The sequence below is a fragment of the Rhodonellum psychrophilum GCM71 = DSM 17998 genome, assembly GCF_000381545.1.
Taxonomy (GTDB): Bacteria; Bacteroidota; Bacteroidia; order Cytophagales; family Cyclobacteriaceae; genus Rhodonellum; species Rhodonellum psychrophilum.
The window spans coordinates 1-24,957 of the sequence record NZ_KB906673.1 but is presented as its reverse complement, the minus strand read 5'-3'; the positions used below and the strand labels follow the sequence as shown (position 1 = coordinate 24,957).

19 protein-coding genes and 1 pseudogene are annotated in these 24,957 nt (G+C 42.5%); 12 read left to right on the top strand and 8 right to left on the bottom strand.

Annotated features, from left to right (window positions below; translation table 11 throughout):
• Nucleotide 1: 1 nt before the first annotated feature.
• From rsmI to F824_RS0100135, 3 genes are all read left to right on the top strand, one after another.
• Complete coding sequence (gene rsmI / locus F824_RS0100145) at nt 2–685, top strand: 16S rRNA (cytidine(1402)-2'-O)-methyltransferase (protein WP_019595804.1); 684 nt, start codon at nt 2–4, stop codon at nt 683–685.
• Nucleotides 686–727: 42 nt separating this feature from the next.
• Nucleotides 728–1,522 carry an inositol monophosphatase family protein gene (locus F824_RS0100140; RefSeq protein WP_019595803.1) on the top strand — a complete coding sequence of 265 codons (795 nt, stop codon included), beginning with the start codon at nt 728–730 and terminating at the stop codon, nt 1,520–1,522.
• Nucleotides 1,523–1,629: 107 nt separating this feature from the next.
• The gene (locus F824_RS0100135) at nt 1,630–4,632 is read left to right on the top strand and encodes an AsmA-like C-terminal region-containing protein (protein ID WP_019595802.1); all 3,003 of its coding nucleotides are present in this window, start codon (nt 1,630–1,632) and stop codon (nt 4,630–4,632) included.
• Here the strand turns inward: F824_RS0100135 and F824_RS0100130 are convergent.
• Both F824_RS0100130 and F824_RS0100115 read right to left on the bottom strand, forming a co-directional pair.
• Entirely contained in the window at nt 4,629–5,534 is a 906-nt protein-coding gene (locus F824_RS0100130; RefSeq protein ID WP_019595801.1) for an AEC family transporter, read from the bottom strand. The two genes, F824_RS0100135 and F824_RS0100130, sit on opposite strands and share 4 nt — an antisense overlap.
• Before the next feature lie 480 nt (nt 5,535–6,014).
• On the bottom strand, nt 6,015–6,389 hold the full coding sequence (locus F824_RS0100115) for a hypothetical protein (RefSeq protein ID WP_019595798.1): 375 nt from the start codon (nt 6,387–6,389) through the stop codon (nt 6,015–6,017).
• A gap of 193 nt (nt 6,390–6,582) precedes the next feature.
• Here F824_RS0100115 and F824_RS0100110 point away from each other — a divergent pair, with 193 nt between their 5' ends.
• The 5 genes from F824_RS0100110 to rpiB all read left to right on the top strand — a co-directional run bounded on the left by F824_RS0100110 (nt 6,583) and on the right by rpiB (nt 12,238).
• Nucleotides 6,583–6,900, top strand: a complete 318-nt coding sequence (locus F824_RS0100110; RefSeq protein WP_236613169.1) for a hypothetical protein — start codon at nt 6,583–6,585, stop codon at nt 6,898–6,900.
• A 73-nt stretch (nt 6,901–6,973) separates the two neighbouring features.
• The gene (locus F824_RS0100105) at nt 6,974–9,241 is read left to right on the top strand and encodes a TonB-dependent receptor (RefSeq protein ID WP_026333394.1); all 2,268 of its coding nucleotides are present in this window, start codon (nt 6,974–6,976) and stop codon (nt 9,239–9,241) included.
• A gap of 418 nt (nt 9,242–9,659) precedes the next feature.
• Nucleotides 9,660–10,928, top strand: a complete 1,269-nt coding sequence (gene glyA, locus F824_RS0100095) for a serine hydroxymethyltransferase (RefSeq protein WP_019595794.1) — start codon at nt 9,660–9,662, stop codon at nt 10,926–10,928.
• Between the two features lie 14 nt (nt 10,929–10,942).
• Nucleotides 10,943–11,797, top strand: a complete 855-nt coding sequence (tatC, locus tag F824_RS0100090; protein WP_033404998.1) for a twin-arginine translocase subunit TatC — start codon at nt 10,943–10,945, stop codon at nt 11,795–11,797.
• Nucleotides 11,798–11,800: 3 nt separating this feature from the next.
• The gene (gene rpiB, locus F824_RS0100085; RefSeq protein WP_019595792.1) at nt 11,801–12,238 is read left to right on the top strand and encodes a ribose 5-phosphate isomerase B; all 438 of its coding nucleotides are present in this window, start codon (nt 11,801–11,803) and stop codon (nt 12,236–12,238) included.
• A 335-nt stretch (nt 12,239–12,573) separates the two neighbouring features.
• Here the strand turns inward: rpiB and F824_RS0100080 are convergent, their stop codons facing one another.
• Nucleotides 12,574–13,974, bottom strand: coding sequence for a hypothetical protein (locus F824_RS0100080; protein WP_026333392.1), 1,401 nt, complete (start codon nt 13,972–13,974; stop codon nt 12,574–12,576).
• 93 nt (nt 13,975–14,067) lie between these two features.
• Here F824_RS0100080 and rbfA point away from each other — a divergent pair, with 93 nt between their 5' ends.
• Nucleotides 14,068–14,457 (top strand): 30S ribosome-binding factor RbfA, encoded by a 390-nt coding sequence (rbfA, locus tag F824_RS0100075; protein WP_019595790.1) that lies wholly within the window; start codon nt 14,068–14,070, stop codon nt 14,455–14,457.
• An 18-nt stretch (nt 14,458–14,475) separates the two neighbouring features.
• Nucleotides 14,476–15,699: an FtsX-like permease family protein gene (locus F824_RS0100070; protein ID WP_026333391.1), complete on the top strand. Its 1,224-nt coding sequence runs from the start codon at nt 14,476–14,478 to the stop codon at nt 15,697–15,699.
• A gap of 1,140 nt (nt 15,700–16,839) precedes the next feature.
• Here the strand turns inward: F824_RS0100070 and F824_RS0100055 are convergent.
• Together F824_RS0100055 and F824_RS0100050 are read right to left on the bottom strand one after the other, a co-directional pair.
• A complete protein-coding gene (locus tag F824_RS0100055; protein ID WP_161629757.1) occupies nt 16,840–18,078 on the bottom strand; it encodes a tetratricopeptide repeat protein in 1,239 nt (412 codons plus the stop codon).
• Nucleotides 18,079–18,088: 10 nt separating this feature from the next.
• Nucleotides 18,089–18,496 carry a hypothetical protein gene (locus F824_RS0100050; RefSeq protein ID WP_033404951.1) on the bottom strand — a complete coding sequence of 136 codons (408 nt, stop codon included), beginning with the start codon at nt 18,494–18,496 and terminating at the stop codon, nt 18,089–18,091.
• Nucleotides 18,497–18,823: 327 nt separating this feature from the next.
• Here F824_RS0100050 and F824_RS0100040 point away from each other — a divergent pair, with 327 nt between their 5' ends.
• Complete coding sequence (locus F824_RS0100040) at nt 18,824–20,626, top strand: alpha-amylase family glycosyl hydrolase (RefSeq protein ID WP_019595782.1); 1,803 nt, start codon at nt 18,824–18,826, stop codon at nt 20,624–20,626.
• A 215-nt stretch (nt 20,627–20,841) separates the two neighbouring features.
• On the opposite strand, the gene F824_RS0100035 is transcribed toward F824_RS0100040, so the two are convergent.
• Nucleotides 20,842–21,729 (bottom strand): dienelactone hydrolase family protein, encoded by an 888-nt coding sequence (locus F824_RS0100035; RefSeq protein WP_019595781.1) that lies wholly within the window; start codon nt 21,727–21,729, stop codon nt 20,842–20,844.
• Nucleotides 21,730–22,589: 860 nt separating this feature from the next.
• On the opposite strand from F824_RS0100035, the gene F824_RS0100020 reads away from it, so the two are divergent.
• Nucleotides 22,590–23,819 (top strand): PAS domain-containing sensor histidine kinase, encoded by a 1,230-nt coding sequence (locus F824_RS0100020; protein ID WP_081624960.1) that lies wholly within the window; start codon nt 22,590–22,592, stop codon nt 23,817–23,819.
• A gap of 75 nt (nt 23,820–23,894) precedes the next feature.
• Here the strand turns inward: F824_RS0100020 and F824_RS0100015 are convergent, their stop codons facing one another.
• Both F824_RS0100015 and F824_RS27670 read right to left on the bottom strand, forming a co-directional pair.
• On the bottom strand, nt 23,895–24,326 hold the full coding sequence (locus tag F824_RS0100015; protein ID WP_236613264.1) for a DUF2784 domain-containing protein: 432 nt from the start codon (nt 24,324–24,326) through the stop codon (nt 23,895–23,897).
• A gap of 350 nt (nt 24,327–24,676) precedes the next feature.
• A pseudogene (locus F824_RS27670) lies at nt 24,677–24,957 on the bottom strand (IS110 family transposase); the annotation flags it as partial.

Genomic DNA, 24,957 nt, shown 5'->3' with positions numbered 1-24,957 from the left:
AATGGATCCTGATAAAACCATTCACCTCTACCTCGTCCCCACCCCTATTGGCAATCTAAAGGACATTACGCTCAGGGCAATAGAAATCCTGAAATCAGTGGATGTGATTTTGGCCGAAGACACCCGGACCACAGGCAAGCTGTTGAAGCACTATGAAATCCACCGACCTCTCCAAAGTTATCATGTTTTCAACGAACATAAAACAGTGGAAAGGCTTTTGGAAAGACTGAAGAATGGCGAACAAATGGCCTTGGTGAGTGATGCCGGAACACCCGGCGTTTCTGATCCAGGGTTTTTATTGGTAAGGGCTGCAAAGGATGCGGGATTGGAAGTGAATTGTCTTCCTGGCGCGACGGCATTTGTCCCCGCCTTGGTCAATTCCGGTTTACCCACAGATCGATTCACGTTCGAAGGGTTTCTTCCACACAAAAAAGGACGGAAAACCAGGATTGAGAACTTACTGGAGGAAAATCGGACCATGATTTTTTATGAATCCCCCCATCGCTTGGCCAAAACCCTCCTTCAGTTTTCAGAGGCTTTTGGACCGGACAGAATGGCTTCGGTTTCCCGGGAAATGACCAAAATTTATGAGGAAAACGTAAGGGGAACCTTGCAGGAATTGATTGCCTATTATGAGATTCATCCGATCAAGGGAGAAATCGTCATCGTGCTTGCAGGCAAATAGCCAAAAAAAATAATTCAATCAGGTACCTATTAGATCAAAACTATGGATTTATCGGAAATTTTGGATAAAACAAAAAAAGTCGCCATCGAGGCAGGTGCTTTTATCCGAAAGGAAAGTCAATTTTTTGACTTAAAAAGATTGGAGTACAAAGGCTTGAATGATTTGGTATCCTACGTGGACAAAGAGGCCGAAAAGATGATCGTCGAAAACCTCTCCAAAATTCTGCCTGAGGCGGGTTTTATTACCGAAGAAGGAACCGATTCCACTGTAGGGCTTGACTATACCTGGATTATTGACCCCCTGGATGGGACCACGAATTTCATCCATGGCTTTCCCCTTTTTTGCGTCAGTATCGGATTGCAAAAAGGGGATGAAATTGTCCTTGGCGTAGTTTATGAAATCAATTTCCACGAATGTTTTTACGCGCTCAAAGGCCAAGGAGCCTTTTGTAACGATACACCGATCAAGGTGAGCAGCGCTCCGGATTTGGCCTCAAGCTTGATTGCGACCGGATTCCCGTACAGTGCCTTCGATCAGATTGACTGGTACCTTGGGGTATTGAAATCCTTGATGAAGCAAACCCATGGACTGCGGAGATTGGGAAGTGCGGCGATCGACCTTTGCTATGTGGCTTGTGGAAGAGCGGATGGGTATTTTGAGTACAACCTCAACTCATACGATGTAGCCGCAGGCGCTTTGATCGTTCAGGAGGCGGGAGGTACCGTGACAGACTTCTCAAAAGGAAAGAATTACATCTATGGCCGGGAAATCATCGCCAGCAATGGCCACATCCATGAGCAATTGTGGAATGAATTTCCTACTGCCGAAAAGGGTTGAGAATATGGAGGTCCGCCTCATGCTGCCCTTTTTCTTTTTAGCTTGATTTTTGATCCATTCTTTGCATGTTCTCGTTATCTATAACGTGACAATTTGAAAAAACCATTATGAAAAAGACAATCATCATCATTTTAGCGGTATTCACGGTATTGTTGGTTGCCTTGGTTGCAGTCCCTTTTATTTTCAAAGATAAAATCATCGCCAAAGTCGATCAGAAAATTGCCAGCGCAGTCAATGCACAGGTATATTATGATTACAACAATATCAGTTTCAGTGTTTTCAAGCGCTTCCCACACATCAGCGCCACCTTAAAGGAATTTGGGGTAATAGGGAATCCTCCTTTTCAAAATGACACCTTGGTCCATGTGAACAACCTTCAAGTGGATTTCAATCTGAAGTCAATCCTCTTTGGTGACAATCCCAGCTTAACTGGCCTCCATTTGGATGGCGGGAGCATGTATGTCAAAGTACTCGGGGATGGCAGGGCCAATTATGACATCATGTATCCTGAGGAGGAGCAAGAGGCAGCGGAAGAAAGTGACTTCCAAATCGGAGTGGATTTGATAGAAATCAAAGATTTTGATCTGATCTACGATGATCGCCAGCTGAAGTATTTTATGGCGCTTGGCAATATCAATATGGTTGGATCCGGCGATTTTACCATGGATGTTTATGATCTCCCCTTGAAAATGGAGGCTTTGATCGCTGACATCACCTACGAGGGAACCAATTACATGCGGAACAAAAAGTTTTCCGGAGAAACCCAGATGAACATTGATTTGAACCAAATGAAGTTCACTTTTGGGGAAGGGAACTTTGCCCTGAATGAATTTCTGTTTGATCTCAAAGGTTTCGTAGCGCTTCCAGAAGAGGACATCGATTTTGATCTCGTCTTTGCAGGGAAAGACAATTCCTTCAAAAGTATCCTGTCATTGGTCCCGGGGATTTACACCGAAAGTTTCTCTACGCTCAATACTGCGGGAAATATGGATTTCAAGGGGTTTTTGAAAGGGAAATACAATGAAGCCAGTATTCCCACTTTTGATGTTTCCCTGAACATCACAGACGGAATGTTCCAGTATCCTGACCTGCCAAGACCGGTAAGCAATATCAATTTGGATATGCAGGTGATCAACACGTCCGGGAATTTGGATGATACCAAAATCAATATTCCCGCCTTTAACCTCGACTTTGGCAGCAACCCGATTTCAGGCCGGTTCTTACTCGAGAACCTGGTGACTTATGATATTGATGGCTTGCTGAAAGGGAAAATGAATCTGGAAGAAATGACCTCTATTTTTCCCATCGAAGGCATGACCCTCAAGGGGGTTTTGGATGTCAACGCCACGGCAAAAGGAAGGTATGATTCCATTGCAAAAATTATCCCAATGATCGATGCAAAGTTGTTGTTGACGGATGGCTATGTGAAAAGCGCAGAGTATCCCGCACCAATCGAAAAACTTCGGGTGAATGCCACGGTATTGAATACGACCGGAAAAATGAATGATTTTCAGGTCGATTTAACGGCCTTTGGCTTTGAACTGGAGGATGAGGCCATCAATGGAAAGTTAAAAGTCAATGATTTTGCCTTGCTCAAATGGGATGGGGCCGTGAAAGGGACAGTCGATTTGGGGAAACTACTGAAAATCTTTCCGATGGAAAATGTGATCATGGAGGGAAAAGTCAAGACAGATCTCCTCACAAAAGGATCCTATGAGGATGTGGAAAAAAGTAGGTTTGACAAATTGGACACTCGCGGAGATGTAGAAGTAACGGGTTTTTATTTCACTTCTGTTGATTTTCCCCAGGGAATCCGGATCAGGGATGCAAAAGCGGATTTTTCACCCGATAGAATCAACTTGACCCAATTCGATGCAAGGGTAGGTGAAAGTCCCTTGGTCGCAAGTGGTTTTCTATCCAACTACATGAATTTTTTCCTGAAGGAAAATGAAACCCTCAAAGGTCAGCTTACCCTGAATTCCACGCGATTCAATGCCAACCAATGGTTGACTGAATCGGGTGAGGCAGATTCTTCGGATTTGGCAGTCATCGAATTGCCAAAGAATATTGATTTCAACATGAAAGTTCAGGCAGCCGAAGTGCTTTATGACAATCTTAACCTGAAAGATGTAAAGGGCAGTCTCACCTTGAAAGATGGGGTTTTGAACTTCACCGATGCTTCTATGAGTACACTAGGGGGTCAAATGGTCCTGAATGGCAAGTATGATCCAAGGGATTTATCCAACCCTAAGTTTGATTTCAACTTCAATGTCGTCAACCTCAGCATTCAAGAAGCCTTCAAATCTTTCAACACCGTTAGAATCCTTGCCCCGATAGCACAACACCTTTCTGGAAATTTCTCCACCAGTATGGATTTCTCTGGGATTTTGGGACAGGATATGATGCCGATTCTTTCTTCCTTGGATGGGAAGGGATTGATGAAAGTATTGGAAGCCTCACTTCAGAACAGCGCTATTTTGGAAGGCATCGCAAGCCTGACAAAATTAAGTGATGCCAGAACACTCCAATTGAAGAACCTGGCCCTGCCGATTGAAATCAACAATGGGATGCTCAACGTCAAACCGTTTGACCTGAAGCTTTGGGATTATCAAGCGAATGTCCAAGGAAGCACCGGTTTTGACGGAAGCATCAATTACCTCGTCAATATGCAGGTTCCGGCGGGTAAATTTGGTGCCCAAGCCAATACTTTGTTGGCCACCATTTCTAAAACCGAGGCCAATGAATCTACCCTGATCCCTGTTGCCATTAGTTTGGGTGGAACCTACAGCAGTCCCAAAATTGGATTGGCAGGAGGAAACAGCCTTGAAAGCTTGTTGACCAATGCCTTGAAATCAAGGGTTTCCTCAGAAAAAGAAAACCTTACCGCAAAGGCAACCGAGCAGTTCAAGGCAGCCGAGGACAGTTTGAAACAGGAGTTGAAGCTCAAAGCTGAAATCCTTCAGGACAGTGTGAAGAAAGAAGCCGAGAAAAAAGTGACCGAAACCAAGTCAAAGGCTTTGGAAGAAGCCAAGGGCTTGTTAAGAGGTGTTTTGGGAAATAAGGCCAAGCCGGTGGTAAAACCGGACACCACCAAAAAGGAAGACAATTAACCCAAGATAAGATACCAGATCCCCACTGTCAAAAAAGACAGTGGGATTCCCACGCCGACCATCAAAGAAGCCAGTCTTGGTTCCAAATCATGGGATATGGCGATGATCGTGGCGGTGATCATGGGTGCCATGGCGGCTTCTATCACCGAAATCTTCAACAGCAGTCCCCCCAGATTAAATACCCCCTTGAAAAGCAAAAGAACGATGGCTGGGATCAGGATAAGCTTATAGCCAAGTCCATACCAAAGGAATTTTGACCGCATGGCTTCCGGATTTATCCTGATTTGCAATCCAACGGCGATCAGGGCCACTGGGGTCAGTGTCATGGCGATGATTTCCAAAACTTGCGCTAGAAAACCGCCGACTTGCCATTGGTAGAGATTCATGAACATGGCAATCAAGAAAAACAGAAAAGGAGGGAAGGTCAATATTTTTCTGGTAATGTCCCGCTTTCGTTTTTTTTCAGTTCCGTAAATGGAAGCTACGACAATCGCCACGCTGCTCACCAAAATAAAAGACCCCGCCTGATCGATCAACAAGGCGATTTTGATCCCCTCCTCACCATACAAGGCATTGACGATGGGAAAACCCACAAACGAAGTATTCGAGAGCCCGGCAGTGATTACGAGACAGCCCGTGACAGACTTTCCCCAATTGAATTTTTTTCCCAGCCAGCCAAACAGCAGCCAGGAAAGACCAAATCCAATCCATGCTGATAGGATGGGCAGGAGGAGTTCCAACTTCATCTCGATTCCTGGCAGATAGCGCAAGGCCATGGCTGGAAGGACGATGTAAATCAGATAATAATTAAGAAATTTTGGTGTTTGGGGCGGAAGGGATTTGACCTTCTGTAATATAACGCCAACCAAAAGAAAGACAATGATCAGAAGAATAGCATTCATATAGGGAATTAAATAGGCTCGCCAATTTCTAACTCAACCATTTATTCTTTTTGGGATACATAAATCCGGTAAAAATGGGTGGCGTTCTTCGCGAATTAAAGCTAAAGAAAAATCGTTTTAAAATGCTGCTTTGGAGAAAGGAATCTCAAGGAAGTAGGATTATTGAGGTCATGCAAAATTAACACAAGCGTAATGACTTGTTCATCAAATGCTTGAACGAAATGACTTAATTTGTAAGATAAGTTTTAATGTCATGGTCAAATTAATTCCCATTGTTATTGAAGGGCAAAAAATCATCCAATTGTCCCAGTTAAGGATCGATCAAGCGAATGACCTGAGATGCTGGTTGCCTGGAAACCAGCTCCGCAATTATTTTTTTCAGGGACTTGAACTCCATGAATGTATTCTATTTGAAACCTATGAGTACTGGTTTAGATCAAATCATATCCTATCCAGAAACTATGAAACGATTTTGGATTTCTAAGAAAGGCCAAAACTTCTTCTTTTTTCATTGAAATATGTTTTCAGATCCGGATAAAGCAGGCTTTCCGCTTCGGGTATGCCTGCAAGTGTCCATTCCACATTGCCTTGTGCCAAATCCGGAGCCACATCCATGGTTTCGATCATAATGATCAAAGCTTGAAGGGAAAGGGTTTGGCTATATTTTTCAGGAACGATTTTAAAGTCATTGCCATAGAAATCAACCGCCTCAAATAAAATCTCTCCATCTACGGTATTGGCGAAAATGCTGATTTCCTCACCCCATTGACTTTCGGGGTAGGTCAATTTGACCAATAAAGCAGAAGGGCCCGTTCCATCAAAATAGGTTGAGGGTTGGTAATCAAAATTTATCATGTTTCAAAAATAGGGATTAGATTCCAATCAAGGAATTGAATGGACTTCAAAATTGGTTATTGGATTTTTTTTATTCAAAAGGTACCGTTGACAAAACATTCTTTATTACTTTTGATTTATTATCTAGATATTCCAATTGTAGCGCGTGAACCACTTTAGGAAAATAATATCCCTTTTCAGTCATTTTTGCTTGGTGCTTATACTCAGTGTAATCGCCAATGGGATGCTTTTTTTCCATTCACATGAGTTGGACAATGGCAAAATCATTACCCATGCCCATCCCATTCTTACCGAAGAACAAGAGAACCTCCCTGATCATGGGCATACAGAATCTGAGCTCATTATTCTCGATCTGATCGCCCATGCCGATTATTTTGTTTTTGAATACCAGTTCCATTTACCTGAAAACCCTGTTTTTGAAACCACTGTTTCCTCTGGTTATTATTTCAAAAACAGCTATCAAAAATCGCTCATTGGTTTTGAACACCGCGGGCCACCTGCAAACGCATAATTCTCATTTTTACCTGCATACCCCTTGATGGGTATGCCCCTCTCTTTTTATTAAAATCTTAAGAATTATAGCAATGCGATTCATTTTACTAATCGTCTTGTCCCTGCTTTCTGCCGGGACAATGGCCATACAAGACATTTCCCTATCTGGTAAAGTCATTGACAAAAATACACAGTCTCCACTTCCGGGAGTTTCGGTTTTCATCCCTGAATTGAACAGAGGGGTGGTCACAGACCTTGACGGAAGTTTTTCCATCGGTACTTTGCCTGATCGGAATCTGACTTTTCAGTTTTCTTTTATCGGATATTCTACCATCATTCAGGTGCTCAAGCCGGGATCGAAAGACCGGGATTTGGTGATTAAATTGGAAGAGGCCACCACCAATATCGATGAAGTGGTCGTCTCAGGAGCGTATATCATGAGTAAGGAAAGCTCACCCATTTCTATAGAGAAAGTAAGCAGGGATGCCATTCTCAAAATGCCCTCTCCAAGTTTGATGACTTCACTAACCAGAACACCTGGCGTAAATGAAATATCATTGGGTCCAGGGATAAGCAAGCCGGTAATTAGAGGTTTGTCATTCAGCAGAGTCTTGTCCGTCTATCAGGGAGCAAGATTCGAAAACCAGCAATGGGGTGCCGATCATGGTTTGGGCTTATCTGAAACAGGTATTGGTAACATTGAATTGATCAAAGGTCCAGCATCGATCATTTATGGTTCAGGTGCCATGGCAGGTGTTGTCAATTTGATTGAAGATAAAGATGCCGCAGCAGGAACTGTTGAGGGGGATGTAAATTTGAGAGGATACAGCAATTCTTTAGGTTTCCGAACTGATGCCGGTGCCAAAGGAGCGAGCGAAAACGGATTTTTATGGTCTTTTAGAGCAGCAGCAGAATCACATGCTGATTATTTGGATGGTAATGGAAATGCTGTCGGCAATACCAGGTTCAACACACAAAATATCAAAGCGGGTGTTGGATTACGTAAAAAATGGGGAGATACCAGATTACGCTATACTTATTTGAGACAAAACCTTGGAATCATAGATGAGGAAAATGTCAGTGAGTTAGTAACAAGCCGTGGAGATAGAAAAGTACAACTGCCCTTTCAAGATGTGAGAGATCACTTTATCAATTCAGAGACAAATATAAATATTGGGCAAGACCGCTTGAAGGCTTCATTCGGTTATCATTTTAACTTTAGAGAAGAAGTCGAAACAGCCGAGGATCAAGTGGATTTGGGTTTGAGACAATCCAACTTCATGTATGATATCAAATACGCCAAAGAGCTATTCCCAAATGTGGAAGCGATTTTAGGTGTTCAGGGATTTTATTTGCAAAATGTGAATTATGAAAGTGCAAATGAATTTTTGATCCCCGATGCCATGAAAGATGACAGATCGGTTTATCTCTTGTTAAATTACAATAAAGACAAGTGGGTGGCGCAAGGGGGTATCCGATATGATTATAGAAAGGTAACTGCAGATGCCAGTGCAGACCATATTGTTGATTATGGGTTTTTACTTCCTGGAGATCCAGCAGACAGAACATTGACAAGAACATTTGATGGTGTCACAGCAAGTGCCGGGACCACTTTCAGACCGAATTCTGCATGGAGATTTAGATTGAATGTAGCACAAGGATTCAGGGCACCGGATTTGGGTGAGTTATTTTCCAATGGACCACATCCAGGAACAAATAGATTTGAAAGAGGAAGTGCTGATTTTGTCAGAGAGCAGAATATTCAGTCTGATTTTGGTATCAGATACAGCAGGTCAAACTTCTCTATTTCAGGTGAGGTCTTCTACAACCACATTGACAATTATATATTCTTCGCACCAACAAATTCGTTTGTTGGCGATTTGACAGTTTGGGAGTTTGAGCAAGAAGACGCAAGATTATATGGAGGTGAGTTGGAATTGGATATTCATCCTACTTCAGCCAAGTGGTTTTCAGCTTCAACTTCCTACAGCATGGTTATCGGCCAAAGAAGATCAGATATGAGTTATTTGCCCTATATCCCAGCATTTAGATGGAATCAATCATTAGATTTCAGGCTGAGTAATGTAGGAGCTTTGAAAAACCCATATATCAGTGTTTTGGGTTCATTTATTTTTGATCAAAACAGAGAAGCACCTTTGGAAGAACCTACTCCGGGATATTATTTGTTAGGATTGAATGTGGGAAGTCAGGTGATGATGGGAGGAAAAGCACTTGATATCTACATCAGTGGATCCAATATTCTAAACAAAACTTACATTGATCACTTGTCTCTTTTCCGACCTTTTGGTGTGAATCAAATGGGTAGAAATGTGGCTTTGAATGTTAGGATACCATTTTAACCCGAATTCCAAGACAGCGGAAAAGTAACGGAAAGCAGCTAACTTGAGAGAAGTTAGATGGAATATGAATTGGGTTTTCCAATCGGGTTTGAAACTGCAAGAAAATCACATCATCGGAAAATAAGTGACGTACAGATTTGCTGAAGCCGAAACCAGAAAAATAAAAGCGGATGATGAAGCAATTTCAAGATAGAATTGAATTCGTAATGCAGAACACGAGTTTAATCCAAAACATTGGATGAGGTTGTGGAATTAGCCAATCGGATTACAATTGGGATCAAAACTTATTTCAAATCGCGTGGTTATTTTATGGGAAATGAGAGATTGGATATCTGCATTTCCCTGTAATATCATTTTTATTCAATTGGATAATCCGTCGAATAAAACTAATTTTGGGCCACCTATTAAAAATATCCCCATGAAAAGAGATCAGATCATTTTCGACCTCATTGCAAAAGAAGAAAACCGTCAAAAAACCGGTATTGAATTGATTGCTTCTGAGAATTTCACCAGCAAACAGGTAATGGAAGCTGCTGGAAGTGTACTCACCAACAAATACGCCGAGGGTTTGCCCAACAAGCGATATTATGGTGGTTGCGAAGTTGTGGATCAAATCGAGCAGTTGGCGATCGATAGAGCCAAGGAGCTTTTTGGAGCTTCATGGGCAAACGTGCAGCCCCATTCCGGTGCACAGGCGAATGCAGCTGTATTTTTGGCTTGTTTAAATGCAGGAGATTCAATCTTGGGTTTTGACCTTTCCCATGGAGGACACCTCACACATGGTTCCCCCGTCAATTTTTCAGGAAAACTTTATCAGGCCAATTTTTATGGCGTGGAAGAGGAAACAGGTGTGATCGACTATGATAAAGTGGAGGCTACGGCACTTGAAGTAAAACCAAAGTTGTTGATTTGTGGTGCTTCTGCTTATAGTCGAGATTGGGATTATGAGCGTTTGAGAGACATTGCCGATCAGGTAGGAGCGCTTTTATTGGCTGATATTTCACATCCTTCGGGATTGATTGCGAGGGGATTGTTGAATGACCCCCTTGATTTTTGTCACATCGTGACCACCACCACACACAAAACCCTTAGAGGTCCGCGTGGTGGTTTGATTTTGATGAGAGCCGATTTTGACAATCCATTTGGTTTGAAAACGCCGAAAGGAGAATTGAGAAAAATGTCTTCCCTGTTGGATTCCGGGGTATTTCCGGGTACACAGGGCGGCCCCTTGGAGCATATCATCGCGGCAAAGGCTATTGCTTTCCAAGAAGCACTTTCAGATGAGTACATGGAATATGTGCTCCAGGTAAAACAGAATGCAGCAGTGATGGCAGAAACCTTCGTTGGTTTGGGTTACCAGATTATTTCAGGAGGTACAGACAACCACATGATGCTTATCGACCTTCGCAACAAAGACCTAACCGGTAAACTTGCAGAGGAAACCTTGGGTAAAGTCGATATTACGATCAACAAAAACATGGTACCTTTCGATACCCGCTCACCTTTTGTGACTTCTGGAATGCGCGTTGGCACAGCAGCAGTGACGACCAGAGGATTGATGGAAGATGACATGAAGCGTATCGTGAAGCTGATCGACAGTGCGCTTACCCATCACGACAATGAAGCAGAACTTGCCAAAATCAAGACTGAGGTCAACGATTGGATGGTTCAGTTTCCATTATACTAAATAGCAAAATCCAAGTGGCATTAGATCAATATAGAGAAGAAGAAGAGGAAGAAGAAGGAGGAATGTCCTTTTTGGACCATTTGGAGCAGTTACGATGGCATTTGCTTCGGTCGGTGGCCGCAGTATTGGTCTTCACGGTAGCTGCTTTCCTAGCCAAAAGCATCGTCTTCGGAAAGGTGATTTTAGGGCCTTCCAGGGTGGATTTCGTTACCTATCAAACCCTTTGTAAAGTTTCGAATTGGTTGAACGTCCCTGCATTGTGCATCGATGTACTTCCCTTTACCATCCAGAGTAGGCAGATGACAGGTCAGTTTTCCATGCACCTTACCTCCAGTATGGTCGTGGGTCTGGTCGTGGCGTTTCCTTATCTTTTTTGGGAAATATGGAGATTCATCAGTCCCGGATTGCATCTGCAGGAAAAAAATGCCGCTAGAGGGGCAGTTTTCTTTGTCAGCTTGCTGTTCTTTGCGGGGGCTTCGTTCGGGTACTTTATCCTGGCACCACTTTCCATAAACTTCTTGTCCAATTACCAATTGGACCCAAGTATTCTCAACGAGTTTGACATCGGATCCTATGTGACCACACTCATCATGCTGGTACTGGCCTCGGCCATTATGTTTCAGTTGCCGGTAGTGATCTATTTCCTGTCCATGTCAGGATTGGTTTCCGCGGCCATGTTGCGATCTTACAGAAGACACGCCATTGTGGTTATTTTGATCATTGCGGCAGTAATCACTCCACCCGATATCATCAGCCAGGTTTTGATAGCGATGCCTATTTTGGTCTTGTATGAAGTGGGGATAACGATAGCCAAAAGACTTGAAAAGAAAAGAGCAAAAAAAGAAGCAGCAGAAAATAGAGATAATTGAGCCATGTCAAAGAAAATTGCAGTAGGTGGTGATCATGCAGGATTTGCCTACAAAAAAGATATCATCAAAATGTTGGAATCCGAAGGTTATGAAGTAAAGGATTTTGGACCCTATTCGGATGCCTCAGCGGATTACCCGGATTTTGTACATCCTTTGTGCGAAGCGATCGAAAGCGGAGAATTCAAGCAGGGCGTACTGGTCTGTGGCAGCGGAAACGGTGTCGCCATGACGGCCAACAAGCACCAAGGAATCCGTGCGGCACTTTGCTGGAATGAGGAATTGGCAGCACTTTCTCGTCAACACAATGATGCCAATGTCCTTGCCTTGCCAGCAAGATTCATTCCATCCGAATTGGCGGAAAAACTCGTCAAGATCTTTCTTTCCACCGATTTTGAAGGGGGAAGACATGGAACCAGAGTGGACAAAATCAACTGTAAATAATAGCAAAAGGCCAGGTTTTCCTGGCCTTAACTTTTACTGGCAAGCGGTAATTGAATCCGCATGATGAATTAACTCCATTCTGGAATCAATTCATCATCAGTAAGTTGTTTCTGTTTTTTACTCCGCCTTATCGGGACTTCGTCTTATTTTCCAAATAGTCTGATTTTCTAATAGTTTCTATTTCATTAAGAAACCTCATGCCTATTGCCAGCTTACTTAATCAAGTTTGATGCTTTACGTTACTTTTTCCATGTCTTAGAATTCGGGTTAAAACTGGAGCAGGGTTTACAAAATCATTTTTTGAAGGGAAACCATTCCGATTGATCTTTATTGGATCACTTCAGCACATATATTCCTTCGGATTTTTTCAAATAAGAATTCTCAAGTAAAGGAATCCTCTCTACCAATTGTTCGAAGAGGCCATCCTCGTCTATGATCATTTCTGGTTTTTCCTTTAGGAAATCCTGGTATACGGCAGCCATCTCTGCGAAATTGTTGAAGTCCCGCAAAATTCCCTTGGAAAGATTGTAGTTCAAATAAGGGGTTGCCAGTTTTGCCTGTTGGTAATAGCCAAGGTCATTTCCCAATACCAAAATGGATTTGCCTGCAGTTTCCCTGTGTTTTTCGGAAAAAGCCACGGCGTAACTGTCGATTTTACCGGAAGCCTTTTGGTAATTGGTCCATCCAAATCCGATAAGTGGGATACTGATCAAAAAGGAAATAGAAAAGAATTGGAGTAAAAAACCTCGTTGGAGATATAGGAAAATCTGGGTGATGAAATAGGTCAGTCCAGGCAAAAGGATGACAAATTGATAGGGTGTTCGCCTGTTGGTCAAGAAAATGGTCAACAAGGCAAAAAGCAGGAAAAGAATGATGAGCTGTTTCTGTTTTTGCTGGTTGACGGTGATCAATTTGAAAACTGTTCCAATGAAATATCCCGCTGCCGCAAAAGAAAAAGGGGCAATGAGCAGCAGGATCAAATCCAAAAACTGAACATGGTAATACACATCGATGACGCGGGTGGCAAAAATATATTGAATGACAAACTCGGGAAGCCCATCAATCCAAAAATAATAAAGCCCGCAGCCGATAATGGGCAGGAAATAGCCCAGAAGGGAAAGCAGAAACTGATTGAAATTAAAACCACTGACGGTAACTCCCGCAACGATCAAGTAGGGAAGGAAGATGACCAAGGGAAAGTGGAAACAAGCTGCAATCCCCCCGAAAATACCCACCAGGAGGATGGAGTCTGATCCTTCTTTCTGAAGCACGGTCTGGGAAAACAACTGACCCAATGCCAGCACGATAAACGTGCTTCCCATCAATGCAGGGGAAAGGGTGAGGATGTCAAATGAAAAATGGAAAAGAACTACCAAGACCAAGGCTGGAATGTAGGTGTTTTCGTCAAAGGATTTGTATCGGATAAAAAGACCGTTGATATACGCTATCTGGAAGAAAATGACCAATCCGCCCAATAATTTGTATGCAAAAAGATTTTTGCCAAAAAGCACATGGATCATCCAGTATACAGTGGCAGAAAGCGGTCCTGTATCGTCAATGATGTCAATATACATGGAAAAACCTTCAGACATCCGCTCCCCGGCAAGCATCCAAATCAACTCTGGCTGCAACATCGGCACATCCAAAACCCAGATATAGATACCCCCGAACAAGAGCATCAAAAAGAAGATCCCAATAAATCTAAAAGGATCATTAATTCTAAAAAAACTCAACAAGGCTAGTGGATATTGAAGTGTGGGACAAACAAGACTTCCAAAATTAAAGGTTACGCATTTAATTCACTAAATTTGTATCAATTATTATCTGTTATGGAAAGTAAAAGACAACAAAAATATGCGAAGCTCATCCAAAAGGAATTGGGCGAAATTTTTCAAAGAGAAGCCAAGCTGCTGGTTGGTAGGGCAATGGTGACAGTAGTACGGGTCGAAATCAGCCCTGACTTGAGTGTTGCCAAAGTGAACCTTAGTTTCCTTTTGGCAAACAATCAGGAGCTTTTCGAAAAAATCAACGAGCATAAAAAAGAAATCCGCAAACACCTTGGCAACAGGATTGGGAAAAATGTCAGAATTGTGCCCGAGCTGGCCTTCTTTCTGGATGAATCCTCTGCCTATGCCCAACATATGGATAAGGTCATTTCGGCTTTGGATATCCCCCAAGCACCAGAGCAAGAAGAAGACGACGACGATCAAGAGGATTAAAACAATTCCAGTCAAGCCTTGAATCTGTCCACATTTATCGCCACTCGGTATTTTCGCAGCAAAAAGAAGCGAAATTTCATTACCATCCTTTCCAGGATTTCCATGGTAGGGGTGGCTGTGGGCACTATGGCGCTGATCATCGTGCTTTCTGTCTTCAATGGTTTGGAGGATTTGGTCCGTGGACTTTATGCCTCCTTCGATGCTGAACTGAAAATAGAAGCTGTAAAAGGGAAATCCTTTGAGGTAAATGAGGACTGGCTGGACAGTATCCGCAGCATCCAAGGGGTGGAAGTGGTGACCGAAGTGATCGAAGACAATGTTTTGTTTAGGTACCGGGAAGACCAACACTTGGCCAAAATCAAAGGAGTTTCCGATAATTTCGTCGATCAAGGCCGCTTTGAGAAGGGATATGTCTGGGGAGACCTGAACCTCGGCACGCCCGAGCAGCCGAGAGCCATTATCGGTCGGGGTATCGCCTTCTTTCTTTCCATTGACTTGGACAATGACTTTGACCTCCTACAGGTCTTTTACCCGAAAGCCCCTCGTAGCGCCGGCACGATCGACCCCAGGCAGATGTACAGCAGGGATGTAATTAAGCCAGCTGCTTTTTTTAGTATCGAAAAAGAATTCGATGAAAACTATGTGTTGGCTCCGATTGATTTTGTCAGCAAACTGCTCAACTATGGCCAAAAAAGAACTTCCCTGGAAATCAAATTAAAGGAAGGTCAAAAAATTTCTTCGGTTAAATCGAGATTAAGGGACTTGTTGGGGCCGGAATTTTCCGTCAAGGATACCGATGAACAACATGCCGGCATGCTGCGGACCATCAAAGTGGAGAAGTTATTTGTGTTTATTACCTTGAGTTTCATTTTGGCAGTGGCATCTTTCAATATCTTCTTTTCGCTTTCGATGATGGCGATAGAAAAAAAGAAAGATACTGCCGTGCTGATGGCCTTGGGGGCAACGGAGAAATTGGTTCGCCAGATCTATATGAAACAAGGTGCCATCATTGCCTTCACCGGTGCCACAATAGGATTGGTGCTGGGATTCTTGGTGTGTTGGGTTCAGGATACTTTTGGATTGGTTTCTTTGGGCATTGCCTCTTCCTTGGTGGACAATTATCCTGTGAAGATGATCTGGACAGATTTTTTGTGGACAAGTTTGGCCGTGATTGCCATTACCTTCATCGCATCTTATAGACCGGCATTGATTGCTTCCAAAGTGAAGGCAGGAGATATTTAAGGTCTTCTTTTATTCAGGAAAAAACCCAAAAGTAAATCACTCTTAATAGGGGTCTTTATCCCAAAGCATTTTTTTTAAAAAAGCCACCTGGTTGACTGCGCTGAAAAAATTGGGTTTTTTGCTGTTATTCAGATCTTGAACCCAAAACATGCATTAAGTTTCCTATTGGAGTTGAAACTGGAAGAAAATCAGACTATTGAGAGCATAAGGTCTTTTGCCGATTGGGTGGGTTCAAAAAACAAACCCTGATTCCTAAGTAATTTCAGCCTGGAAGGGAAAAGACAATGCATGACGACAGGGTTAAAATTAAAAAAGCCGTGAAATAAAATCTCACAGCTTTAGTCAATTAACAATAAACCCAAAATAACCAGCTGTAGGAGAAGGATTCGAACCTCCACGGAGCAGTTAGGCGAAACACGAGCTCGATGTTTGCTTTATACTGTGATCCCCACCCCCGAGACAGGAGGGCTTGTCTGCCAGTTTCAACATCCTACAATATGTGCATGCTAAAATTTTCAATTTAACCCGTTATATGCATGACCAACTCCATTACAACATGTAATTTATAAATAATCAGTTTTTGGGCCATGTTTTGGCTTTTTCCCATCGAAGAAGCCTGATGCATATTTCGGATTCAATATAGCTGTAGGAGAAGGATTCGAACCTCCACGGAGCAATTAGGCAAAACACGAGCTCGATATTTGCTTTATACTGTGATCCCCACCCCCGAGACAGGAGGGCTTGTCTGCCAGTTTCAACATCCTACATTGTAAAAGACCATTTGTCTTTGTTTGATATTTCAAAGTTAACAAAACATTCCTTTTATTAAAAATAATTCAAAGAAATAAATAAAAAAATACATATAATTTATAAAAAAGCTGTATTTGTTGTTGAATACGCAAAAACTATCCTTCGAATTATTTTTAAATTATGAATATGGAAATGCGGTTTTGATCCAATTGGGGACAAACTATCGAAGCTATCCTTCCTGTTTTCCTCAGCCATTGGGATTCCTGTTTCGATGAGGGATCCGGTTACCTTCATTAGGCGAATCAGAATGTAGCCAAGTTGATTGTGTTTTCTGTGAATGGGAAAGGAAGTACGGAGGGAAATCAAAAAAACAGGACATTGCCATCGGGATTATTGGCAGGCTTTTTCCAAAGCTTTTAGCGCAGGATCCAAACCCCATTGCGCAGCTTGCTGGAAATCGATGCAGGCTTGGTCCACATCTTTTAATTTGTGATGGGCGATTCCCCTTTGATAATGGGCTTGGGGATTTTCAGGCTGGTAAATAATGGCCAATGTGTAAGATTTTACTGCTTCAGGAAGCTTCCCTGATTTGACCTGCACATCGCCCAGTCCTATCCAAGCTTGGGAACGAGAGGGCTCTAGCACGAGAACCTGTTCAAAGTCTTTTTGTGCAGCACCGAGTTCTCCTTTTTTTTCAAATGCAAAGCCTCTATAAAGTAAGGTCTCTACATCATCTCTTTTCAATTCCAATACTTTGTGAAAATCCTCAAGAGCACCTTCGATTTGTCCAGCGATCAACCGCTGATAACCCCGTTGCTTATAAGGATAGGGGACGTCAGGTGCCTCGGCAATGGCTTGTGAATAATAGCGATCGGCTTTGAGTTTATCTCCTGATGCATTGGCCAATATCCCCATATATTGATGGACCATGGGATGATAGGGATTTAGGGAGAGTGCCTTGATGTAATCCTTTTCCGCATTTTCGACCTGTCCGGAGGATTGGAATATTTTGCCGCGATGGAGGTAATGGTCCGGGTCATCTGGGCGAAGCGCTATGGCTTTTTCCAGGTAATGAAGGGCCTCGTTGTAATCCTCCAGTTCCATGCAGATCAGTCCTAAATGCTGGTAGATGTAGTCTTGTTGCCCATTTTGGAGGGTAGTGATCCTGTCTATTCCTGATTTATAGGGCGATTTTCGGTACAGCACCGAGTTGGTTTCTCCTTGTGGCAATGCCAAGACCTTTAGAAAATCTTCTTTTGACAATTCATAGTGCTTCATCTCATAGCGGACGATTCCTCTGGAGAATATTCCCTCTGTGTGCGTAGGAGACAATTCCAGCAAAATATTATAATCGGTGAGGGCCCCTTCGAGATCTCCCATCTTTTCCCTGACCCCTGCCCTTTGGAAATAAGGCTCCGCAAAAAATGGATGGTCGCTGATGATTTTCGAAAATATCCACTCCGCTTGCTTAGGATTTCCTTTTTCAGAGATTTTAATGGCGTCACGCATCTGCCCATCGGCATGCGGATGCTGGGCATGCACACAATAGGGAAACAGCACTACCGCCAATAGTGTGATGATTTTCATAAAATAAAGATAGAAAAAAACGAGCAGGTTTAAGATGCTCATTTTCATTTCTTTATTCTTCCCTGTATTCGCTGCTGAGGATTTCTATCCTCAATGTTTTGTTGGAAAGTTGGGTCACTTTCCAGGTTTGAACAGAAATCCCGCCCCAATATTTGGCCTCAATGATGACTTCTTCCCCAAGGATCCTCCAAGTCCCCTGAAAATCAGAAGTGACCACTGGAGGTGTTCCACACCAGCCCGAATTGCTTCTTTGGATAAGCGTACCGTCCTTTCGAAAAGAATAACCATACACGTTAGAGGCCAAATTCTTGGATTTTTCCATCGTAAAAGCATCCATCTCATACTCAAAATTGGTCCAGTTGCCTACCAAAAAGTGCCCGGCCATGACCTCGGTTTGTCCCTGATCCATACAGGAGATAGAAAAAAAAGTCAATAATACTATCGCGAATTTAGTTTTCATAAGTCATGGATTTTTTATAAAGACAGGACGAAGAAATTTTGATTGATGTTGCAAACAAGAAAAAAATAATAAGCATTAAAGTGCAATAAACACTATTTTTGATCAAGATAGGCACAGCCTTTGAGAATTGATGTCCAGTCCGAAATATGCATGGGGTGTCCTTATAAGGGTGGATACTGCAAGAAAATCAGACCATTTGGAGAATAAGACGTATTACCGATATAGCGGAGCCAAAAACAGGAAACAGCTGTTTGATTTTTAAGTGATTTCAGGATGGAATGGAATTGGGAATGCAAAACACGGGTTTAACTTAATATTCTTTTATTTATGAGCGAAAATATCGAAAAGTATTCCGGAATGGGTGCTATTGTTGGGAATGAAGGCGTCACTTTTAGGCTTTGGGCGCCAAATGCCGAAAAAGTATTTGTCATGGGTTCTTTCAATGATTGGAAGGATGATGAATTTCAACTTGAACACGAAGGGGAGGGGTATTGGGCACGTTTCCTCGAAAATGCAGGAAATGGGGATGAATATAAATATGTCCTTGTCAATGGTGATCAGAAGCTTTCAAGGAATGATCCCTATGCGAGAAAAATGACCCACAGTGGTGGAAATTCAATGGTCTATCAGCCGGAAGAAAACCAAGAGGACCATCAATTTCAATTGCCCCCTTTCAACGAATTGGTCATTTATGAAATGCACATCGGTACTTTCTACAAAAAAGAGGACAGCCAAAATGGCGTTGGTGATTTTTATTCTGCTGCGGAAAAACTGGATTACCTTCAGGCGCTTGGAATCAATGTGATTGAGTTGATGCCCGTGATGGAATTTCCAGGAGCAAAATCCTGGGGCTATAATCCTTCTTATCCCTTTGCTATTGAATCCGATTATGGCGGCCCCGAGGGCTTGGCCCATTTTGTCAAAGAAGCGCATCTCAAGGGAATCGCTGTACTGATGGATGTGGTTTACAACCATTTTGGACCAGGGGATACTGACCTTTGGCAGTTTGATGGCTGGCAGGAAAATGACAAAGGGGGCATTTATTTTTATAACGATTATAAATCCACAACACCTTGGGGAGATAACAGGCCAGATTTTGGAAGAAAAGAGGTAAGGAATTATATAAGGGACAATGCCTTCATGTGGTTGGAGGCCTTTCAATGTGATGGGCTTCGATTCGACGCCACTGCCTATATTAGATTTGTGGAGGGTGGAGACCTTAAGGAGAGATCCGAACTCGAAGAAGGGTACCGATTTTTACAGCAACTGAATGCCGAGATCAGGGAGAAATATCCGCAAAAAATCCTGATTGCCGAGGACCTGAAGGCCGACTCGATAGTCACCGCAGACATTGCGCACAATGGCTTGGGTTTTCATAGTCAGTGGGGACTTGGATTCAATCATTCCATCAAACGTGTTTTGTTGGAAATTGAAGACGAGCACCGAAATCTTCAAGAAGTGGTAGAGTCGCTCTTTTTTTCCTTCAACAATTCCGCATTCCAAAGGGTAATCTTCACCGAATCGCACGATGAAGTTGCAAATGGATCCTCAAGATTGCCTGAGGAAATTCAACCGGGTGAAGCAGATGGGGAGTATGCCAAGAAAAAATCCACGCTTGGGGCAATTACCCTATTCACTTCACCAGGCATCCCCATGATTTTTCAGGGACAGGAATTTCTTACCGACAGCCATTTCAATGTGGAAAACCCACTGGATTGGAACCGGTATTCTGAATTGAATGGCATTGCCAGGATGTACAGGGATCTTATCCAGCTGCGGAATGGGAGGAATGAGGATTGTGTTGGTTTGACTGGAAGCATGACGGATACTTTCCATTTCAGCCAAGAATCCTTGGTTTTGGCTTTTCAGCGGGTACATTTTGAGCACCAGGACAAGCCTGTCTTGGTTATTTTGAATTTCTCCAATCAACTCTATCAAGGTTACAGGATCGGACTTCCACATGAAGGGATTTGGAAAGTCAGGTTCAACAGTGGCTGGAAGGGTTATGATGAGGATTTCTCTGAGGTGGAATTGTTGGAAGTCCATGCTGAGCCTTTTGAAATGGAAGGTTTTCCATTCTCCATGCTCGTTGATCTGCCCCAGTACGGAGGTATTGTTCTGAGTAGATAAAGTTTCAGGCAGAAAGATTTGCCAGATCTTCATTGGGAATTATGATGGATTGCTTCTGAATCTTTATATCACATCCATTTTTTGGATTTGGTGAATGAGACTTAGGTCTGGTTATCGGCCAGACTTAAGTCTCATTCATTTATATCCAATTCGATATTGGTTTCATGCTCGGAGATTGCACTGGTTTCATGCAGGAAAATCCCCTTTCGAGTAGATCATTTCAATTTTTCCCTGAAAAAGGAAATGGTCCTACTCCAAGCCAAATCTGCGGCAGCCTTGTCATACCTTGGGGTGGAATGGTTGTGGAAACCATGATTGACTCCCGGGTAGAAGTAGGCGGTATGTTCTTTGTTATTTGCTTTTAAGGCAGCCTCATAAGCTGGCCAACCTTCATTCACCCGAGTATCCAATTCAGCAAAATGCAATTGTACCGCGGCATTGATCTTGGGCACATCCTCGGCGGCAGCTTGTCCTCCGTAATAGGGGACCGCCGCAGGCAAATCCGGAATCCGAACAGCCATCATGTTTGAAATCCATCCGCCAAAACAAAAGCCTACCACACCGACTTTTCCCGTGCAATCCTTATGTGCTTGCAACAATTCATAGGCAGCAATAAAATCCTCAAGCATGGAGTCCCTGTCCCGTTTTGCCTGCATCGTCCTGCCTTCGTCATCATTTCCAGGATATCCGCCCAGTGGGGTCAATGCATCTGGTGCAAATGCAATAAAACCATCCAATGCAGCTTGATGGGCAACATCTTCGATGTATGGATTCAGGCCTCGGTTTTCATGGACTACAATGATACCAGGCAATTTTCCCACACTGTTTTTAGGCTTGGTCAAGAGCCCCCGCATTTTGCCTCCTCCTTTGGGAGAATCATACTCAATGTATTCCGAAGTCAATCTCGGATCATCTAGTTTGAATTGTTTGGCCTCTGCGTAATTGGGCATCAAATAAGCAAGTAACGCCGAAACCGTCAATCCCCCGACCGCATAAACGGACAGTTTGCTGACAAATTCCCTCCGGGCGATCTTGCTGTGGCAATAGTCATCGTAGATGTCAAAAATCTCCTGTTTTAAATCTTCTTTTTTAATTTCTGCCATTATTTTGGTTGTTAATTGTTTGACGGTTCAAGATCAAACCATGTGTTTTATAGATTGTTTCTGTCTGATTTAACCCGTTTAATGCATGCCCAATCCCTTTCCAGCCTATAATTCCTTAATAATCATCAAATATTTTCTGTTTTTGATTTCACCATATCGGGAGGAGTCCTTATTTTCTTGTGGTGATAAGTCCATTAGGGAATTGATGGCATATTGCGGGTTGAATTCGGAACAAGACAATGGAAAGCATTTGTGGAGATGTGCATTCAATAATTCTTTTCAGAACGGACAAAATGAATTTTAATTTAATGATTTATATGGGCAATCATCATTTTTTTTGCCGACCGGCGATTGGAATGGATTATGGGTCAATGAGAGGGGAAAACAGGTAATCCCCGTCCCTATCTATAGAAGTGCAGACCTTGTCAGAATTTGAAGACAATAATTTTTTATAAGGACCAAACGAATAGAAAAAGGTCGGCTGGTTAGGCCATACTTTTTTTTGTTTTAACCCCTATAATGCATTCCTAATACTAAACCAGCCTTAAATTGCTTAATAATCATTCCGTTATCAATAATTTTTGACTTCATCATGTCCCTACTGTAAGCGATTCTCCAAATGGTCTGATTTACTTGCAATTTCAATCTCCTTCGAAAAGCTATTGCATCTTGGGGTTTTAATAAATTGATGCCTTATGGGTATAGAATAGTCCTTTTGACTTAAATTTTTCCACCCAAATATTGTATTGGGGATAAATAGCATATTTTTACAAAGCTTTGGAACAGCCATCGCCAGTAGTGTCTGAATCGTTAGGTAAATAAGAAGCTGTTTCCATAATATATTTGTTAATTTCCAACAGATGACCTCATGGTTTCTGATGCAGAAATACTACCATCCGATGAAAAAAGAGCCCAAAGATTTTAAAATCTCCAAGAACAGATACATCCCTTCAGCAGATTTTTACAGCCAAATTATTGACAGCCTCCAGGATTATTCAATTTTCACCATGGACAATGCGCTGAAAATAAATAGTTGGAGTGCTGGGGCTGAAAAAATATTTGGATATGAAGAACAGGAGGTCTTGGGAGAAGGGTTTGATATTATTTTCACCGAGGAAGATATCCAAAATGAGGTTCCTAAAAATGAAATCGATAGGGCAACAAGCCATGGAAGAGCAACGGATAATAGATGGCATCTCTGCAAAGATGGCCAAACCTTTTATGCTTTTGGTTTGGTATTCCCACTCATCGGAAAGGGTGGCGAGAAATTGGGTTATGTAAAAATTCTTCAGGATTTGACGGAAAGAAAGAAGTCCGAAGATGCAATTAGGAAGTACATGAGGGACCTTAAGGAACTCAATACCCATAAAGACAGCGTTCTTGCCATTCTTTCCCATGATTTAAGGAGTCCGCTGACCGGGATCATCGGCGCAGCGGAATATTTGAAATCTAATTTCGAAAGACTGGAGAAAAAGACAGTTTTGGAGATGCTTGAGCTTATCCATCACTCTTCCGTAGAGGAATTGAACATGCTGGACTATCTGGTGGAATGGGCAAGGATAAAATATGCCTCAGAGGTGTTTTCACCCGAAAAAATCGAGCTTTCCGTTTATGTTCAAAAGGTTTTTGATATCCTGAATGAAACGGCGGAATTGAACACGATCAATTTTCACCAAGAAATCGAAGCGAATGAAAGCGTTTTTGCAGATGGTAAAATGTTGCTCTCAATCCTTCACAATATTGTTTCAAACGCAATCAAGCATTCCAGTCCCGGTGGAAAGATCACTGTTTCCGCCAAAAGAAAAGAAGACAAAATTATCGTAAAAATACAGGATACTGGAGTGGGGATGTCCAAGGAAATCCAAGCGAAGCTTTTTGCCCCCCAATTGAAGAGCCTTTCAAGCCCGAGGGGAGAAAACAAAGGGGCGGGTATAGGACTGCTTTTGGTGAAGGGCTTTTTGGAAAAAAACGGAGGGGAAATCTGGGTTGAAAGTAGTGAAGGAGTTGGGTCAACCTTTTATTTTACCCTGCCCGCAGATATGCCTAAAGTAGAAGTGGAGAAGAATAACCCCGCCGAATCTGAGGATTGATCCATTTCCATTTCGGATTGGCAAGAATTTATTTTTTCCCACCGATCACCAACTGTCAACAACAAGGAAAATGATCTAGGCGATTGAATTTCCTTTTCTTTTCTGGAAAAAATTGACCCAAATTGACGCAGCCAAGGCCAAAATTGCCATGCTGACTGTCAGCACATCAACCCAAAGATCAGGGAGCTTCAAGCCGAGCAGTCTTTGGAACAAATAACTGATATATGAATTTGGGAGATTTGTTTCCCCCATTTGCCGGAGAATATCCCAGTGCCAATCCGTCAGCGGACAATACCCTAAACCATACCAAATCCCCAATCCCAGCCAAGAAGCAAAGGTCAGGGAGATGGTGAGCAGTTGCCATTTTTGTAGCGGTTTCCAGAGCCAGCCAAAAAGATTGAAAAGGATCAGACAGGTGTGAAACAGCACAAAAAAATAATCGGCCATTTGGAGTATGTGGAGGTTCAGCATGGTGATTTTGTGTCCAGTTAATATGTAAATTTCCAAGGCCTTTCAAGTCTGAAACGTCTTTTCTCGCACTTGCAGGCTCTTTTAGCGTGCATTTCGTACTTTTCTTTTCCCAAATGTATAATTTCCACAGAAAAATGGGCCTAAATGCAGGTTCCTTTTCACCATTTTCCTTCCCCGGGAATTAATTTTGGTTCCTCCGGGGTTTTTCGAGGTTTTGTTTTCGTTTGTTTAAAGGAATCATTTAACCCTTGCGATGCATTTCCATTTCTCGTACAGGCTTAAATTTTGATTTCACCATATCGTGAAATTCCTTTATTTCCCGAATCTTCTGAATTTCTTTCAGTTTCAACCGCTTTTAGGAGAGATAATGCAAATTTCCATCTAACTTATGATAGGGCAGCATTTAACTCATCGGCTGACATATTCAGTGATAGCATCTTTTTTTTAATTGATGCTATCATTCGATCCTTCATTTCTTTTTGGTATTGGTCTAAATTACCGGGCTGGTATCTTTCTCCTTTTATAATCATGTTCCAGATAATTACTGCCAGCTTTCTGGCAGTTGCGGTAATGGCAGCTCCCCTTCCTTTGCGATAAGCCACTCGTTTGAAAAACCTTGTCAACACCCCATCTTTGGTTTTATCAATGGTGTTTGCAGCATTTCTTA

Excerpts from the sequence above, each read along its gene's own strand:
- rsmI (WP_019595804.1), top strand. The coding sequence starts at position 2 with ATGGATCCTGATAAAACCATTCACCTCTACCTCGTCCCCACCCCTATT.
- F824_RS0100140 (WP_019595803.1), top strand. The coding sequence starts at position 728 with ATGGATTTATCGGAAATTTTGGATAAAACAAAAAAAGTCGCCATCGAG.
- F824_RS0100135 (WP_019595802.1), top strand. The coding sequence starts at position 1,630 with ATGAAAAAGACAATCATCATCATTTTAGCGGTATTCACGGTATTGTTG.
- F824_RS0100130 (WP_019595801.1), bottom strand. The coding sequence starts at position 5,534 with ATGAATGCTATTCTTCTGATCATTGTCTTTCTTTTGGTTGGCGTTATA.
- F824_RS0100115 (WP_019595798.1), bottom strand. The coding sequence starts at position 6,389 with ATGATAAATTTTGATTACCAACCCTCAACCTATTTTGATGGAACGGGC.
- F824_RS0100105 (WP_026333394.1), top strand. The coding sequence starts at position 6,974 with ATGCGATTCATTTTACTAATCGTCTTGTCCCTGCTTTCTGCCGGGACA.
- glyA (WP_019595794.1), top strand. The coding sequence starts at position 9,660 with ATGAAAAGAGATCAGATCATTTTCGACCTCATTGCAAAAGAAGAAAAC.
- rpiB (WP_019595792.1), top strand. The coding sequence starts at position 11,801 with ATGTCAAAGAAAATTGCAGTAGGTGGTGATCATGCAGGATTTGCCTAC.
- rbfA (WP_019595790.1), top strand. The coding sequence starts at position 14,068 with ATGGAAAGTAAAAGACAACAAAAATATGCGAAGCTCATCCAAAAGGAA.
- F824_RS0100055 (WP_161629757.1), bottom strand. The coding sequence starts at position 18,078 with ATGAGCATCTTAAACCTGCTCGTTTTTTTCTATCTTTATTTTATGAAA.
- F824_RS0100050 (WP_033404951.1), bottom strand. The coding sequence starts at position 18,496 with ATGAAAACTAAATTCGCGATAGTATTATTGACTTTTTTTTCTATCTCC.
- F824_RS0100040 (WP_019595782.1), top strand. The coding sequence starts at position 18,824 with ATGAGCGAAAATATCGAAAAGTATTCCGGAATGGGTGCTATTGTTGGG.
- F824_RS0100035 (WP_019595781.1), bottom strand. The coding sequence starts at position 21,729 with ATGGCAGAAATTAAAAAAGAAGATTTAAAACAGGAGATTTTTGACATC.
- F824_RS0100020 (WP_081624960.1), top strand. The coding sequence starts at position 22,590 with ATGACCTCATGGTTTCTGATGCAGAAATACTACCATCCGATGAAAAAA.